The 16,253-nt window shown below is 50.1% G+C and carries 12 protein-coding genes; 11 read left to right on the plus strand and 1 reads right to left on the minus strand.

Annotated features, from left to right (window positions below):
* Positions 1 to 473: 473 nt before the first annotated feature.
* From ACN0R1_RS20000 to ACN0R1_RS20025, 6 genes are all read left to right on the plus strand, one after another.
* Positions 474 to 1,454 carry an amino acid ABC transporter substrate-binding protein gene (locus ACN0R1_RS20000; protein ID WP_417585956.1) on the plus strand — a complete coding sequence of 327 codons (981 nt, stop codon included), beginning with the start codon at positions 474 to 476 and terminating at the stop codon, positions 1,452 to 1,454.
* Between the two features lie 113 nt (positions 1,455 to 1,567).
* Positions 1,568 to 2,746: an amino acid ABC transporter permease gene (locus tag ACN0R1_RS20005; RefSeq protein ID WP_417585945.1), complete on the plus strand. Its 1,179-nt coding sequence runs from the start codon at positions 1,568 to 1,570 to the stop codon at positions 2,744 to 2,746.
* Position 2,747: 1 nt separating this feature from the next.
* A complete protein-coding gene (locus ACN0R1_RS20010) occupies positions 2,748 to 3,842 on the plus strand; it encodes an amino acid ABC transporter permease (RefSeq protein ID WP_417585946.1) in 1,095 nt (364 codons plus the stop codon).
* 15 nt (positions 3,843 to 3,857) lie between these two features.
* Positions 3,858 to 4,607 carry an amino acid ABC transporter ATP-binding protein gene (locus tag ACN0R1_RS20015; RefSeq protein ID WP_417585947.1) on the plus strand — a complete coding sequence of 250 codons (750 nt, stop codon included), beginning with the start codon at positions 3,858 to 3,860 and terminating at the stop codon, positions 4,605 to 4,607.
* A gap of 217 nt (positions 4,608 to 4,824) precedes the next feature.
* Positions 4,825 to 5,880 carry an efflux RND transporter periplasmic adaptor subunit gene (locus ACN0R1_RS20020; RefSeq protein WP_417585948.1) on the plus strand — a complete coding sequence of 352 codons (1,056 nt, stop codon included), beginning with the start codon at positions 4,825 to 4,827 and terminating at the stop codon, positions 5,878 to 5,880.
* A 1-nt stretch (position 5,881) separates the two neighbouring features.
* Positions 5,882 to 9,034 (plus strand): efflux RND transporter permease subunit, encoded by a 3,153-nt coding sequence (locus ACN0R1_RS20025; RefSeq protein ID WP_417585949.1) that lies wholly within the window; start codon positions 5,882 to 5,884, stop codon positions 9,032 to 9,034.
* On the opposite strand, the gene ACN0R1_RS20030 is transcribed toward ACN0R1_RS20025, so the two are convergent.
* Entirely contained in the window at positions 9,031 to 9,711 is a 681-nt protein-coding gene (locus ACN0R1_RS20030; protein ID WP_417585950.1) for a cytochrome b/b6 domain-containing protein, read from the minus strand. The two genes, ACN0R1_RS20025 and ACN0R1_RS20030, sit on opposite strands and share 4 nt — an antisense overlap.
* A gap of 145 nt (positions 9,712 to 9,856) precedes the next feature.
* Here ACN0R1_RS20030 and ACN0R1_RS20035 point away from each other — a divergent pair, with 145 nt between their 5' ends.
* The 5 genes from ACN0R1_RS20035 (at position 9,857) to ACN0R1_RS20055 (ending at position 16,177) form a co-directional block, all read left to right on the plus strand.
* A complete protein-coding gene (locus ACN0R1_RS20035) occupies positions 9,857 to 11,944 on the plus strand; it encodes an ATP-binding protein (protein WP_417585951.1) in 2,088 nt (695 codons plus the stop codon).
* Entirely contained in the window at positions 11,937 to 13,232 is a 1,296-nt protein-coding gene (locus tag ACN0R1_RS20040) for a diguanylate cyclase domain-containing protein (RefSeq protein WP_417585952.1), read from the plus strand. Before ACN0R1_RS20035 ends, ACN0R1_RS20040 begins: the two co-directional genes overlap by 8 nt.
* A gap of 257 nt (positions 13,233 to 13,489) precedes the next feature.
* Entirely contained in the window at positions 13,490 to 14,539 is a 1,050-nt protein-coding gene (locus ACN0R1_RS20045; protein WP_417585953.1) for an ABC transporter substrate-binding protein, read from the plus strand.
* A gap of 61 nt (positions 14,540 to 14,600) precedes the next feature.
* On the plus strand, positions 14,601 to 15,383 hold the full coding sequence (locus tag ACN0R1_RS20050; RefSeq protein WP_417585954.1) for an ABC transporter ATP-binding protein: 783 nt from the start codon (positions 14,601 to 14,603) through the stop codon (positions 15,381 to 15,383).
* An 11-nt stretch (positions 15,384 to 15,394) separates the two neighbouring features.
* The gene (locus tag ACN0R1_RS20055) at positions 15,395 to 16,177 is read left to right on the plus strand and encodes an ABC transporter permease (protein WP_417585955.1); all 783 of its coding nucleotides are present in this window, start codon (positions 15,395 to 15,397) and stop codon (positions 16,175 to 16,177) included.
* Positions 16,178 to 16,253: the final 76 nt, after the last annotated feature.

A 16,253-nucleotide genomic window follows, 5' to 3' on the forward strand; every position in this document is an offset into this window, starting at 1 on the left:
GTCGGATATAAGCGTGCAACACATCTGCTCGAGTCAAAAATAGCTTGCAACACGGGCGGGTCCATATAAGCTCGCTCTGCGAGCTAACCAACCCATCGCCCGGAGACCGAGCTCCTACGTTTAAAATAGATTCCTGTAGGAGCTCGCTCTGCGAGCGAACCAGCTCATCGCCCGGCGAATGTAAATAAAACGATTATCTTCTGCACTAAAATTGAACATTAGGTTATTTTTTTGTGTATTTTTAGGGCGTAGTAGGCTAAGTTTTATCAGGGCTAAAGCCTTTAAATAAGTAGAAGCGCGTTAAACGCTCGGTTTTTATCTGTGTTAGCTGGCAAATCTGTTTTGCTGGCTCAGAAATTGCAGTCACTCCCGTGCGTTGATGCGTAACTACATTTCTAAAGTTGCGTAAAACAAAAAACAACATTCATGGGAGAAAATACATGAAGAAGATTGCAACATTCGTTGGCGCTGCAATGGCAGTTACGGCAGCGGTCGGTGTTAATGCCAGCACGCTGGATACTGTAAAAAACCGTGGTGCTGTTCAGTGTGGTGTCAGTGATGGCTTGCCAGGCTTTTCAGCCACAGATAGTAATGGTCGTTGGCAGGGTATCGATGCAGATTTCTGCCGAGCTGTTGCTGCTGCCGTGCTGGGTGATGCCGAAAAAGTCAATTTTGTATCACTGACAGCGACAGAGCGCTTCACTGCTCTGCAGTCGGGTGAAATCGATGTACTCTCACGCAACACTACCTGGACGCTCACCCGCGACGCCTCACTGGGTCTGAATTTTACGGGTGTCACTTACTATGATGGGCAGGGTTTCCTGGTCAAAAAAGATCTGGGTGTCAGCAGCGCACTTGAACTGGATGGTGCTTCAGTCTGTATCTCCTCCGGTACTACCACCGAGCTGAATCTGGCAGATTACTTTCGTTTTAATGGCATGAGCTATGAGCCGGTACTTTACGATACGGCTGATCAGACGGCTCAGGGTTTTGAAGCAGGTCGTTGTGACATTCTGACCTCAGACCAGTCTCAGCTGTACGCGCTGCGTCTACAGTTGTCCGATCCTGATGGTGCGATCGTGCTGCCGGAAGTTATCTCTAAAGAACCACTCGGACCTGTGGTTCGTCAGGGTGATGATGTTTGGTTCAACATTGTGAAATGGACCTTGTCCGCACAGCTCAATGCTGAAGAACTGGGTGTCACCAGCGCCAATGCCGAAGAAATGAAAACCTCAGATAACCCATCCATTCAGCGTTTGCTGGGTACATCCGGCAATATGGGTGAACTGCTTCAGTTAAGTAATGATTGGGCTTTCAACATTGTTGAGCAGGTCGGTAACTACGGTGAAGTGTTTGAACGCACTGTAGGTACAGGCTCTCCACTTAACATTGATCGCGGCCTGAATGCACTCTGGACTGATGGTGGTCTGCAATACGCTCCACCAGTTCGTTAAACGTCCACTTCTGAGTGAACAGTCCGGGTTATGGAGTTATCCACTCCATAACCCGTTCAGAGTCTGTAATCTGACAGGCATTTTCAGGCTGTGTACAGAGGTGCATAACTTTCATGAAATCAAATAACCGCAATAGCCTTACCCGCCTTATCTACAACCCGACCGCTCGCAGTCTGTTTTATCAGGCCGTGATACTTGGATTGTTGCTGTGGTTTGTGATGACCATTGTTGGCAATGTCATGACCAACCTTGAAGTCCGGGGAATATCGTCCGGGTTTGGCTTTTTAAAGCAACCAGCCGGGTTTGGTATCTCACAAACGCTGATCGAATATAATGAAACTTTCAGTTTTGGGCGTACCTTTTTTGTTGGGTTGCTGAATACCTTGTTGGTATCGGCACTGGGTGTAGTGGCTGCCACTATCTTGGGTGTCTTTATCGGTGTAAGCCGTATTTCTCCAAATTGGTTGCTACGAAAAATCTCGATGGTTTACATAGAAATTCTTCGTAACATCCCGTTGTTACTACAGATTTTTTTCTGGTACTACGTAGTGCTGCAAACGCTGCCAAGCACGCGAAATAGTTTGACGTTAGGCGAAGTGGTTTTTCTAAATATACGCGGTATCTTCGTGCCCAGGCCTATGGCGGAAACAGGCTTTGCCTTCTATGTGGGGTTGATTGTCGCGGCTATCGTCGGGGTGATTTTTCTGTCACGTTGGGCGAAAAAGCGCATGATCGATACAGGACAACAGTTTCCGGTATTCTGGGCCTCTACAGTGATCTTGCTCGCAACTCTCATCCTGGGCTTTTTTATCACCGGACGTCCAATCGGGTTGGATTATCCCGAGCTGCGTGGCTTTAACTTTCGTGGCGGTATGTCGTTGCTGCCGGAGCTGGTTGCACTCTGGTTTGCGTTAACCATCTATACCAGTACCTATATCGGCGAAATTGTCAGATCGGGCATAGAATCCGTGTCACATGGACAGACCGAGGCCTGCCGTGCTCTGGGTTTGAATGAAAAACATCGCATGAACCTGGTGGTGCTACCTCAGGCAATGCGAGTGATGATTCCGCCCATGACCAGTCAGTATCTGAACCTGACGAAAAACTCCTCACTGGCAACGGCGATCGGTTACCCCGATCTGGTATCCGTATTTGCCGGAACAACCTTGAATCAGACAGGGCAGGCGATAGAAATTATCACCATGACCATGCTGGTTTACCTGACGATCAGTTTGCTGGTATCGGCCTTTATGAACTGGTTCAACAAACGCGTTGCCCTGGTGGAGAGATAAGATGGATAAATTTACCCCTATTTCTGACCGCCCGGCGCCTATCGTTGAGGTGGGACTGATTGGTTGGATGCGCAAGAATCTGTTTTCCAGCCTGCCGAATACACTGGTTACACTGTTTACTGCCTATGTGCTTTGGATGGTATTGGTACCCTTTCTGAATTGGGCTTTCATTACCTCAGACTGGTTTGGTACCTCGCGGGCAGACTGTGACAGCGGCGGCGCTTGCTGGGTTTTTATAACAGTGCGCTTCAATCTGTTTATGTATGGCTTTTACCCGGAGGATAGCTACTGGCGGCCTAACCTGACCTTTATTTTACTACTGGCTATTCTGGTGTGGCTGTCTGTTCCGCGCCTGCCATTCAAGAAAACCATCGGTATCCTTGCGCTTACCGTCTATCCGGTAGTGGCTTACACGCTGCTCTACGGTGGTTTCGGGCTGGAGGTTGTACCGACCCACCGCTGGGGGGGCTTGATGCTGACATTGGTGCTGGCCCTGATCGGTATAGTCGTGGCAATTCCTATTGGCATTTTGTTAGCGCTGGGGCGTCGCAGTGAGATGCCAGTGATCAAAATGGTCTGTGTGATCTTTATTGAGTTCTGGCGTGGCGTGCCCTTGATCACCATTCTGTTCATGGCGTCGGTGATGTTACCGCTGTTCTTTGCTGGCGGTACTGATGCTGACAAACTCATGCGTGCCTTGATCGGTATTGTGATGTTCCAGTCGGCCTATATGGCCGAAGTGGTGCGTGGCGGGCTGCAGGCGCTGAGTAAAGGGCAGTTTGAAGGTGCTGATGCACTGGGACTGAGTTACTGGCAGAAAACCAGTCTGGTCGTGCTGCCACAAGCACTAAAAATCATGATTCCGGGCATAGTAAATACCTTGATCTCCCTGTTCAAGGATACCAGTCTGATTGTCATCATCGGCTTACTGGATGTGTTAGGTATGGTGCAACAGGCCCTGGCTGATCCGGCCTGGCTGGGCTATCCGGCTGAAGGCTATCTGTTTGCGGCTTTCATGTTCTGGATCTTTTGCTTCAGCATGTCGCGCTACAGTATCTATTTGGAAAATCATCTCAATACCGGCCATAGAAATTAACTGGAGTTCTGGTCAATGACGAACGAACAAGACTATATCATTACCCTGAAAGACGTGAATAAATGGTACGGTGAGTTTCATGTGCTAAAGGACATCAACCTGAATGTGAAACAGGGTGAAAAAATTGTCATCTGTGGGCCTTCTGGCTCCGGCAAGTCCACCATGATCCGTTGTATCAATCATCTTGAAGAGCATCAGGAAGGCGACATAGTCGTCGATGGCGTGCTGCTTAATAATGACCTGAAAAACATCAGTCAGGTGCGTAAAGAAGTGGGGATGGTGTTCCAGCATTTTAATCTGTTTCCACATTTAACTGTGTTGCAGAATTGTACGCTGGCGCCTATTTGGGTACGTAAAATGCCGAAGAAGGAAGCTGAAGAGATAGCAATGAAGTATCTCGAGCGCGTTAAAATTCCGGATCAGGCACTTAAGTATCCAGGACAGCTCTCCGGTGGTCAGCAGCAGCGTGTGGCGATTGCTCGCAGTCTGTGCATGAACCCCAGGGTGATGTTGTTCGATGAACCGACCTCAGCACTCGATCCAGAAATGATCAAGGAAGTGCTTGATGTTATGGTGGAATTGGCCGGTGAAGGTATGACGATGCTCTGTGTTACCCATGAAATGGGTTTTGCCAAGAAAGTAGCTGATCGGGTTATTTTCATGGATGCAGGGCAGATTGTGGAAGAAAATGAACCGCAATCCTTCTTTGAAAATCCGCAGTCAGATCGCACCAAGTTGTTCCTCAGTCAGGTGCTTGACCACTAAGGTGCCGTGCTGGCGGGGCAGCCATTGTCTCGTCAGCATTTTTTTGTTTGCAGCACTCTGTTGAATTAATCAGCACTAATTTCACGTCTGTCACGTAAACTCCATTGTATAGGGTTAACATTGGTAAAGGTGTGGCCGGATTGAACCTCTTATTCTGGCTTCGGGTCTATACTGGCAAGTTTGATATGTGAATTGAATGATAGGGAGTAGCTATAGCGTGCGCTGGGTCATGTTCGGTTTTTTACTGTTATGCGGATTGCTGTTGGTCGGGTGTGACCAGCAGTCAGTGCAGGGAAGCCAATCAGCACGCGTGGAACGTGCGCATCTGGTGGAATTACACCAGGTAGCAGAAGAAGCGGTTAAGCTGGATCGAGTGCGTACGGGAACTTTGCGGGCAACTGTTAAGTATCGTTTGTTCATTCAGGAAGAAGGGCAGATTGCCAATCTGCCTTGGTACCCTGGTGACCGCGTGACCCGTGGCGATCTTTTGATTGCATTGGATGACAGTTTGCTACGTTCGCAGATTGCCCGCAGTAGTGCGGAGTTACAGCGAGCCGAGCGTGATCTGGAGCGGGTGCGTTCGTTGTCACAGCGCAACCTGATCTCTATAGAAGAGTTGCAGCGTCGTGAAACTGAATTGGAAATTGCGCGGGCTGATCTGGCTATTCTGACAACTCGTTTGGGCTACACCCGCATGTCGGCCCCCTTTACTGGCGTTGTGACTGAGCGTTTGTCCGAGCCAGGTAATTTTGCGGCTAAAAATACCCATCTGTTAACCCTTATCGATCCGACTTCGTTGGTGGTCGATCTGCAGTTGTCGGAGCAGGTTATTACTCATCTGCATCTGGGTGACAGGGTAAGTATAGCCTTGGACGCATTGGGGCCTCAGGACTTTACCGGTAACATTACCCGTATCTATCCGCAAGTTGATCCGCTGACACGCCGGGGGCAGATAGAAATTCAGCCTGATCCTATTCCAGCAGGTGCCGTACCCGGGCAACTGGCCCGTGTCAGCCTGTCGGCAAGGCTGCAGGAACGTATGATGATTCCCTTTTCTGCTTTGCGTTATGATCGGGGGGAGTATGTCTACCTGATGAATGCAGAGCAGCGCATTGAAAAACGTGAGGTTATTACCGGTGTTCGGGTGGCGGATCGGATTGAAGTTTTGAATGGTCTTGAAACCGATGATCAGATCGTTATCCGCGGGTTTATGGGGTTAACGGAAGGCTTGGTGGTACAGCCTGTTATGCCGTTGGCTGAGCGGGAGTCCTGAGATGGAGCCTACGCCAGTGAATCCCCCCCAGCCGCGTCACGGATCCGGGTTGGCGGGTTGGTCAATCAAGCATCCAGTCGGTGTGTCGATGATTGCACTGGCTGTAATCGTGCTTGGACTGTTCACGCTTAGTCGTCTGTCTGTTGATCTGCTGCCACGACTCATTTACCCAGAAATTCGTGTCAATATCAGTGACCCGGGTGTCCCGGCATTGGTCATGGAAGATCGTATTACCCGCTTTGTTGAAGAGCAGTTAGCCATCACTGAAGATATGATCAATATCCAGTCCAGCACCAGTCAAGGGCGTAGCAGTGTTGACCTGATCTTTCCTTATGGCAAAGATATTGATATCGCCTTGCGCGATGCCAGTACCCGTCTGGATCGGGCTCGTCAGTTACTGCCCGATACGATTGACCAGCCCACCATATTCAAGCGCGATCCTTCTCAGATACCAGTAATGCAATATGCCATCAGTTCTGGCTTGCGAAGCCCAGTAGAGTTGCGTAGCTGGGTTGAGGATGTCTTTTCCAAATGGTTTATCAACTTGCCGGGAGTTGCGGCGGCAGAAGTCGGCGGTGGGCTGGAGCGTGAGATTCAGATTTTGCCGGATCCGGTCAGGTTGGCGGGTCTGGGACTGGAAGTGGATGATGTGATCGATGCCTTGATACGTAACCATCGCGAGGACCCATCTGGGCGTTTGCGTACACCGCGCCAGGAAATTAGTGGTCGTATCAGTGGACGTTTCGATAGTGTAGAAGCACTAGCTGGACTGTCGATTTCGCTGCCTGACGGTGGGCAGGTGTCGTTAGATGAAGTAGCACAAATCCTGGACACCCATAAAGATGAGCGCCTGCGTATCCGAGCCAATGGTATCCCAGCGCTACAGATGTCGATTCAGAGTCAGCCCGATGCCAATACCATTTCAGTTGCCAACTATGTTCAGGAACGCATGCAATGGCTTAGTGAGCAGAATTTGTTACCTGGCGATATAGATATCTACCCGATTACAGATCAATCAATTTATGTGCGCCAGGCCCTGAATAACTCGGTACTGGCGGTGGTCAGTGGTGCATTGCTGGCCATGTCCGTGGTGTATGTGTTTCTGGGTAACCTGCGCCGTACCTTGATTATTGGTAGTGCTATTCCCATCGCGGTGATGGTGACCTTTGTATTGATGGGGCTGGGCAATTTGACCCTGAACATCATGACACTGGGTGGATTGGCACTGGGTGTCGGCATGCTGGTGGATAACACTATTGTGATGCTGGAAAATATATACCGGCATCAGCGTGAAGGCGAGTCTAGCCATGACGATGCCGCCAATGCTGCCGCTGAAGTCAATAGCGCTATTCTGGCATCCACCTCTACAAATTTGGCCGCCATTCTACCTTTTCTGTTTGTGGGTGGGTTGGTAGGACTGCTGTTCAGAGAACTGATCATTACTATTTCTGCAGCCGTTGTCGCCTCGATGGTGATAGCGCTGACATTGGTGCCGGCTTTAGCCTCTAGGGTGTTAACTCACAAAACCAGCCGTTTTCGTCGCTTCATTGACCGCTTTATTGAAACACTGCAATCTGGCTACGCTAGCTTGATCCGCAAGGTGCTAACTTTTCGCTGGCCGATTCCGCTGGCTTTTATACTATTGCTGGTGGTCAGTGCCCCTACCTTTATCGGTGGCGCACAAACCTTTCTGCCAACACTGGATGATGGTCAGGTGGATCTTCGGGTGATTGGCGATCCGGATATTACCCTGGATGAAATGGACCGGCGGGTGTTGATCATTGAGCAATTAGCTCGCCAAGATCCAGATGTCGACAGTGTGTTTGTGGTATCGGGTGGGTTTGTCTGGGGACGTGCTTCTCGGGAGGCGGCTAACCAGGCGAGTATGACGGTGCAGTTAAAGTCACTCTCAGAGCGGCAAATCAGTTCACAGCAATGGATTAACCGCATGAACCAGCAGATTGCGGAACAACAATTGGCCGGTATCCAGGTACGCATGCGTCAACGCGGCATTCGCGGGATACGTACCAGTACCAGTGATGATGATATCAGTGTACGTATCCAGGGACCGGAACTGGATGTGCTGGACAACTTGGCTCGTGAAACTGTGTCTCGACTTGAGTCCTTGCAGGGCATTCAGAATCTGGCCTATTCATCTGAAGAACAGGTGCTGGAGCTGGATTTTAAGGTGGATCGACAGCGCGCAGCGGCTTTAGGAGTGGATGTACAGGATGTCAATGAAGCGCTGATCATGGCCTTGGAAGGCCGAGTTGTAACTGATTTCTATGAGGGCGGACGTGGTTACGATATACGCGTTAAGCTCCCTGAACACCTAGCCCAGGATGTACAGGATCTTGAGGCTGTTATGCTGTTTCCTGCTTCAGAGGGTCGTCAGTCACTGTATCTGGGAGACCTGGTAGAAGTAGACCTGACCAAGGCGCCAGGCAATATTCGTCGTGACAGCCAAATGCGGATTGTAGAAGTTACGGCCTCCCTGGTTGATGGTTATCCACTGGGAGAGGTGTTGGCAAACATTGAGGTGGCGTTGGCTGATATGTATTTGCCGGATGGCTATAGCCGTTTTGATGGTGGTGCGTCTCAAACCTTGAAAGAGGGTCAGACGCTTACCGGGATTCTGTTACTGCTGGCATTGTTTCTGGTATTTGTGGTGATGGCTGTGCAGTATGAATCGCTGCGCAATCCGTTAGTCATTATTCTCAGTGTTCCCTTCAGCGCCATAGGTGTTGCTGGGGGGTTAACCTTGCTGGGCATGCCCTTATCCATGCCGGTCTGGTTAGGAATGATTATGCTGGCAGGCATAGTAGTGAATAATGCCATCGTACTGGTGGAATATATTGAGCTGCAACAGGATCGAGGTATGGCAAGAGATGCAGCCATCATTGCGGCAGCCAGACTGCGCTTGCGACCGATACTCATGACTACCATGACCACGGTTGCAGGAATGCTGCCACTGGCTATCGGGATAGGTGAGGGTTCCGAAATGCTGCAGCCGTTAGCCGTAGCGATTGTATTTGGATTAAGCTTTTCAATGCTGGTGGGGCTGTTACTGGTACCCGTTATCTATTCGTATTTTCATCCCGCGATGCGTAAGGCTGAGCCACTCAGTCAGGCTCAACCTTACGTGGCAAGTTAACGATAAAAAAGTGTCCAGACACAAGCTGCAGCGATAGCCACGGCGATGCAAAAGCGGATCCAGGGAAAAGTCGTGGGTACGGGGAGTAACTTGTGACGATCTGGTGCGGAATCATGCAGCGTTTTGCGACCCGTAAACATGGCTTTTACCAGGCCTTCGCCTAACAGCTTATAAAAGGCGATGGCCAGTATATGCAGGCCGACCAGAATCAATATCCAGTCAAAAAAGCGCCGGTGCCAGCCACTCATCCAACCTACGGTATCCTGACTTGCTGCGCTTGCCAGGGGGCCTGAAAAAAGTATGTCATCATCGGTAAATAAGCCGGTGAGTAATTGAAAACTCAGGGCTCCCAGTAACACCAATACCATCAACCCGCCTAAAGGATTATGTCCCAGATAGGGGTGTGGCTGACGGCGAATGATGGACATGGCATAACACCCCCAGTAGCGAGGACCTGTGATAAAACGGCTGAAGCGTGCGGCCGGTGTGCCGATGAATCCCCAGATAATACGATAAATTATCAGCCCTAAAAGAATCTGAGCCAGCAGCATGTGATGCTCCAATGCGTCAAAATTATCGCTTTGAGTGGCGGAGAACCATAACAGAAACAGTAAAACAGGCAGGCTCCAATGAAAAACGCGTAAGCTCCAGTCCCAGACCTTCACGGAAGTTTCCATTTCTTTATCCTTCGTTTAAATGCAGACAAGTTCATATACACAGATAGCATAACATAGTGAAAAGTTTAATCAGCAGCGTTTGTGGTCGTTTCGCTTAGCGCGTATTATTAAGCTCATACCCAGTCAGTAAGAAGTTACTCTGCGCATGCCCAAAACGCCGCAAGTTTTGCCAAAATCGACCGCTGTTAATTTGATGCTGCTGTTATTGGGGATGTTGATACTCCTGTCGTTATATCTGTTTCATCACTCTGTCTCCGAATCGTATGAGTCGCGACAACTGGAGCGATCAGAACAGTCAGTTAAAGCCATTTCTTTAACACAGCGAGAGCTGGTCAATGCCCGTTTGCAGGAAATTGATCGCAGTCTACTGACTTTTCGGCGTCTGCTGCAAAGTAATAATCAGGCTGAAGTAGATCTGCGGACATATATGTTGTCTAAGCAGTTGGAAACACCAGAGCTATTGGATTTTTTTCTGCTTGATAAGCACGGCCAGATGCAAGTCTGGACCTTTGAACAGTCCTCCCTCTCGGTTGCAGATCGTGATTATTTTCGCATTCATCAGCAGCAACAGATCGATCAAGTCTATCTTTCGGCACCCACTATGTCCCGTTTGGAGCCTAGTGCCTTATTTATTGCCTTAAGTCGTCCGGTGTTTAGTCCTCAAGGCGAGTTTGAGGGGGTTATTGTTGCCGCAATTGATGTCTATCAATTAGCTGAAGGGTTAGGGCGTATTACCCAGCAGCCCGGATTGACGACAGCGTTGTTAACTTTGGAGGGTGAGCTGATCTATCGTATGCCCTTGATTGATTTGCAGCCTGGTTTGATGGTTGCACCGGTAATGCAGTGGCAAGGTAACCCTCCTGATAATTACTCCTATAGAGGAGCCGCCCCTATCGATGGTAAATGGCGTCAGACGGCATATCAACGCTTGAACGATTGGTCTTTGCTGGTAGTTGTAACCGAAGATCTGGACCCAACACTGGTTGATATTGCACGTTTTCAACGCAGTGAAACCTATAAGTTTATTGCTACGGCACTACTGGTGCTGTTGAGTTTATTGTTCTGCGGCTGGATGGTGCAACGCCAACGGCGCTTGGATCAATATGTGGTTGAGCAGGACAGGTTACACCATCTGCGATTGCAGGAAGTGCAGCGGTTGGCACATCTGGGCTATTGGGAAGCTGATATTCAAACGGGTGATCTTTGGTGGTCGGATATTATTTATGAAATTTTTGGCCAGGACCCGGAAACCTTTAAGCCGAGTGTTGAATCCTTCAGTGCCGCTGTCCATCCTGAAGATCGTGAAGCTGTGCTAGCCAGTACCAAGGCGGCGGAAGAGTTGGGTGTTCATGATATACAGCACCGCATTCTCAGGCCTGATGGCAGTATGCGCTGGGTGCATGAGCGCGCTCGGCTGGAGCAGAATGCCTCAGGTCAGCCGCAGCGCCTGATAGGCTCAGTACATGATATTACCGCACAGAAACAGCATGAAGAAGCGATTCGGCGTCAGGCTGATGCCCTGCAGTTATCAAATGAAGAGCTGGAGCAATTTGCTTATATTGCATCGCATGACTTACGCCAACCACTTCGAATGATTATCAGTTTTTCCCAGGTCATTGATAAAAAACTGGGCGATGATTGTTCGGATGAGGTACGTGAATACCTAGGTTATGTCACAGAAGGTGGTCAGCGTATGGATGATATGCTGCTGTCCTTGCTGGAGTATTCTCGTGTTGGGCGAGGGGGGGAACCGGCTATCTGGTGCTCTTTGAAAACCTTAGTGGATGAAGCTTTGATCTATCTGGGGCCGGAAGTGCGTAAGCATGGCGCTTCTGTTCGAGTGGAGGGCGATTGGCCAAGTATCTGGATAAGTCGTAATGAGGGGGTGCGCTTGTTTCAGAACTTGATTGCTAATGCGATCAAGTTCCATGTACCAGGACAGCCGCCAGAGGTGACCATAAAGGGGTGTTGCCTGGAGGGTGTTTGGGAAGCTAGCATCTGTGATCAGGGCATAGGTATTGAACCGGATCAGATTGAGCGTATTTTTAAAGTGTTTCAGCGTCTGAACCCTCGTTCCAGTTATACGGGTGAAGGGATTGGCCTGTCAGTTTGCCGAAAAATAGTGCAGCGCCATGGGGGTGAAATTCATGCGAGTTCGGATGGTCTTGGAAAGGGGACCTGTATTCGATTCAGCTTGCCCTGCTCGCCGACTGAGGAGTTAAACATTGCATAAAACAGAGACTATATCACGGCCAAGACCCGGTCATAACGTCCTGATGGTAGAGGATGAGCCTGGCGATGTTGCGCTGATACGGCTCTATCTGCAGGAAAAAGATGCTGACGCTTTCTCTCTGGACGTAGTTGGTAGTCTTTCCGAAGCAATCTGCTCATTGGATCAGCGTCAGAGTCTGCCTGATGTCATTCTACTGGATCTGAATCTTCCGGATAGTGAAGGGCTGGTTACACTATTACGTTTGCGTGAGAAAAGCATGGATATCCCTATCGTTGTATTGACCGGCATGGATGATACTCGTTGGATACAGGAAGCGCTGAAGTCAGGTGCACAAGATTATCTGGTTAAGGGGGCTGATGGTCGGTCACTGAGAAAAGCATTGCGTTACGCTATTGTTCGTCATGAACGGGATCAGACAGCCAGATTGTCTGAAGCCGTATTTAATATTACCAATACCGGTATCATGATGCTCGATCGGCAGTTTTTTATCCGCCAGTATAATCCGGCTTTTCTTCGTTTAACTGGTATGCACGAGTCGATGGCAGTAGGGCGAACACCCCATAGCCTGCCTTGTGAGTTTCAGGCATTGCGAAGTTGGGATATGTTGTTGGAGGAGCTGCAGGACAAGGGTGCCTGTGCCGATGAGCTCAGTTGCCGAAAACCTGGCAGTATGGACTGTGTATTGGCCATGCGTGCTCATGCTGTGTATACCTCCGACGGTTATATTTCTGGCTATGTCATGGTGTTTGAAGATATCACCGCGCGCAAGAAAGCTCAGGAAGCACTGGCTTACCAGGCTACTCATGATGGCTTGACCGGCTTGCCGAACAGAACACTCTTCTATGATCGTCTAAATCAGGCACTTACGGCTGCCGAGCGCTATGGAACAGCGTTTGCGCTGATGTATATAGATCTGGATGCCTTCAAGCCGGTCAATGATACCCTGGGTCATGCCGCAGGCGATCAGGTACTGGTAGAGGTGGCTAGACGGATTCAGAGTGCCGTACGTCAGTCCGATACAGTCGCACGTTTGTCCGGAGATGAGTTTGCGGTGATTGCGGGTTATTGTGATGACGCTGAGAAGGCTGTCGGTATCGCTGAGAAGATACAACAAACACTGCAGCTACCGATTAGTCTCCCCCAGGGGACAGTCCATATCAGTGCCAGTATTGGTATTTCTCGTTGTCCTGATGATGCATATGAAGCCCACTATCTGGTCAAGACCGCTGATGAAGCCATGTACCAGGCTAAGCGACAGGGCAAGCTGGGTATCTGTCTTTACCGGTAATAAAACAGCCGGTGCACCTTTTAGGGCGACCCCCATTCACCATGCTTTATTCTGGTGCGGAAAAGTAGCAGCACATAGGCCGTCAGTACCTAAAAATCTGGCATAGGGATTGCTTTAATCTGACTAACTGGTCAGTTTTTAGTGTTGCATGTGAGAGCACATTGCGGCTGGCCACCTGTTAACACTCTAACTGACCTTAGTGAACAGCCCCTGTCTGTCGATAGGTGTCTTGTTACTTCAGGCTAAAGGATGACTCTATGAACGCTGGTAAACCTTTCACACTAAAAAAGCTCGCAACCCTTTGTACAGTAGCGGCTTGCCTGAGCTTACAGCCTTTGATGGCGACCGATACTCACGCGTCTACGCCGATCAACTTCACTTTGGATTGGCGTTTTGAAGGTCCTTCAGCACCCTTTCTGATGGCGCTGGATAAGGGTTATTTCGCTGACGAAGGTCTTAGCGTCACCATCGATTCAGGCAATGGCTCAGCTGGTGCGGTCACGCGTGTGGCTACCGGTGCCTATGATATGGGCCTGGCAGACTTTAGCGCCTTGGTGGAATACAGTGCGGCTAACCCTGACTCGGGCATGCAGGCAGTTTATATGCTTTACAACCATACACCGGCTGCGGTGTTTACCCTGAAAGAGTCGGGTATAGATACCCCGGCTGATCTGGTTGGCAAAACCCTGGCGGCACCGGTGTTTGATGCGGGGCGTAAAGCCTGGCCTGCATTTGCTGCGCACAATGGCCTGGATGTTGATGCTGTCAGTTGGCAGAGTGTTGATCCGGCGATACGTGAGACATTGCTGGCGCGTCGACAGGTTGATGGCATAACCGGTTTCTATTTTACCAGCTTGTTGAACCTTGAAGCTCGTGGGGTGGCTCTGGATCAGATTACCGTGATGCCCTATTCAGAGTTTGGTGTGGCCCTCTATGGCAACGCGATCATTGCCAGTGAAAAATTGCTCGCCGAAAACCCTGAAGCTGTTGCTGGATTCAGTCGCGCTTTCAATAAGGCGCTGATCGAAACGATTCAAGATCCAGAAGCGGCGGTAAAATATGTTTCCAGCCGGGATGGACTGGTGGATGAAGCTTTGGAGTTGCGTCGACTGAAGTTGGCTCTAGATGCCCAGGTCATCACCGAAGAAACTCTGGCTGAAGGGCTGGGTGCGGTCACCTTTGATCGCCTGGAACTGTCTATTGCCGAAGCGGTCAGTTCTTTTGGACTGGAATCTACACCCGATGCGGCTAAGTTGTTTAATGCCTCTCTGCTGCCTGAGCAGAGCAGTCGCGCCGTTCCCCGTTGATTTGCTTGCTTGCCCGGCCTGAGGTCGGGCAAGTCCTGTCGTGGTTTCTTGAGGATGTTCTATGGAGTTTGTAACCTTTGAAAAGGTCAGTCTGGCCTATGATGAGGGTGGGCCGCTGGCCATCCAGGATGTTTCACTAGCGGTAAAAAAGAATGAGTTTATCGCGGTGGTTGGGCCATCGGGTTGTGGTAAATCAACTCTGATGAAACTGGTTTCAGGGCTGTCTGAGCCGACGTCCGGTTATGTCTATCTGAATGGACGTCAGGTAGCCGGGCCACAAAAGTGTATTGGTATGGCATTTCAGGCCTCCAATCTTTTGCCTTGGCGCACGACCTTGCAGAACGTCATGCTGCCACTGGAAATTGTACAGCCTTACCGCTCGCAGTTGCGCCGTCAGCGCAAGTCCTTTGAAGAGATGGCGCGTGCACTGTTGGAACGTGTCGGCTTGAAAGGGTGGGAAGACAAGTACCCCTGGGAGCTGTCGGGAGGGATGCAGCAGCGTGCCTCCATCTGTCGTGCGCTGATTCACAAGCCGGAACTGTTGATGCTGGATGAGCCTTTTGGTGCGCTGGATGCGTTTACCCGCGAAGAGCTCTGGTGCATGTTGCAATCGCTCTGGCAGGAGCAGCCTTTTACCGTTGTACTGGTGACGCATGATCTGCGTGAGGCGGTATTTCTGGCCGATACCGTCTATGTCATGAGTAAAGGGCCTGGCCAGATTCTGGCCAGGCGTGACGTTGATCTGCCGCGCCCGCGTTCTTTGGAAGATACCTATACCGAGAGCTTTGCATCTCAGGTACATGTACTGCGTGAGCATATAGGCTCAATACGCAAGACCGGATAATGGAGGCCTGTATGGCATTTAATCGTCGCAAGTTTATGATCAAGAATGCCAGCTGGATGTTGATACTGGTCCTGCTGTTGCTATGGGAAATCATCTGTGTCGGATTCAACGTGCCAGAATACCTGTTTCCGGCCCCTACGGCTGTATGGGATGCAGGTGTGGCGCGCTGGGAGCCGATCATGATGCATGCCTGGCAGACTTTTTTTACTACTTTGGTGGGGTTTGCTATCGCGGTGCTGGTCGGTTTGGTTTTAGGTGTAGCTGTGGGAACCTATCCGATTGTGTATAAAGCCCTCTATCCACTTCTGGTCGGTTTTAACAGCATTCCGAAAGTGGCCTTTGTACCGGTGCTGGTGGTGTGGTTTGGTATAGGTACCGTGCCCGCTATTCTGACAGCCTTCCTGATCTCCTTCTTCCCGGTACTGGTCAATGTAGCCACAGGCTTGGCAACACTGGAGCCGGAACTTGAGGACGTGATGCGATCTCTGGGAGCATCCAAACTCGATATCCTGCGAAAAGTGGGTCTGCCAAGAGCCTTGCCGTATTTCTTTGCCTCGCTAAAAGTGGCCATTACGCTGGCGTTTGTCGGTTCGGTGATCTCTGAAACAGTCGCCTCCAATATGGGTATAGGGTATCTGATGATGGCCGCCAGTTCGTCTATGGATATGGCCTTGGTCTTTGCCGGTCTAATTGTCATAGGCGTGATGGGCGTAGTCATGTACGAAATTTTTGCCTGGATGGAAAAACGTTTTACCCGTTGGGCTAATCGTGGCAGTAATAGCACAGCTATATAGTTCCTGAATTCAGATAATAACCGCAACACTCATGTGATGGGCCAGGTCGGAGAGAGGCCAGCTACCGAAATGTGGT

The sequence above is a fragment of the Nitrincola sp. genome (genome assembly GCF_048264025.1).
GTDB lineage: Bacteria > Pseudomonadota > Gammaproteobacteria > Pseudomonadales > Balneatricaceae > Nitrincola.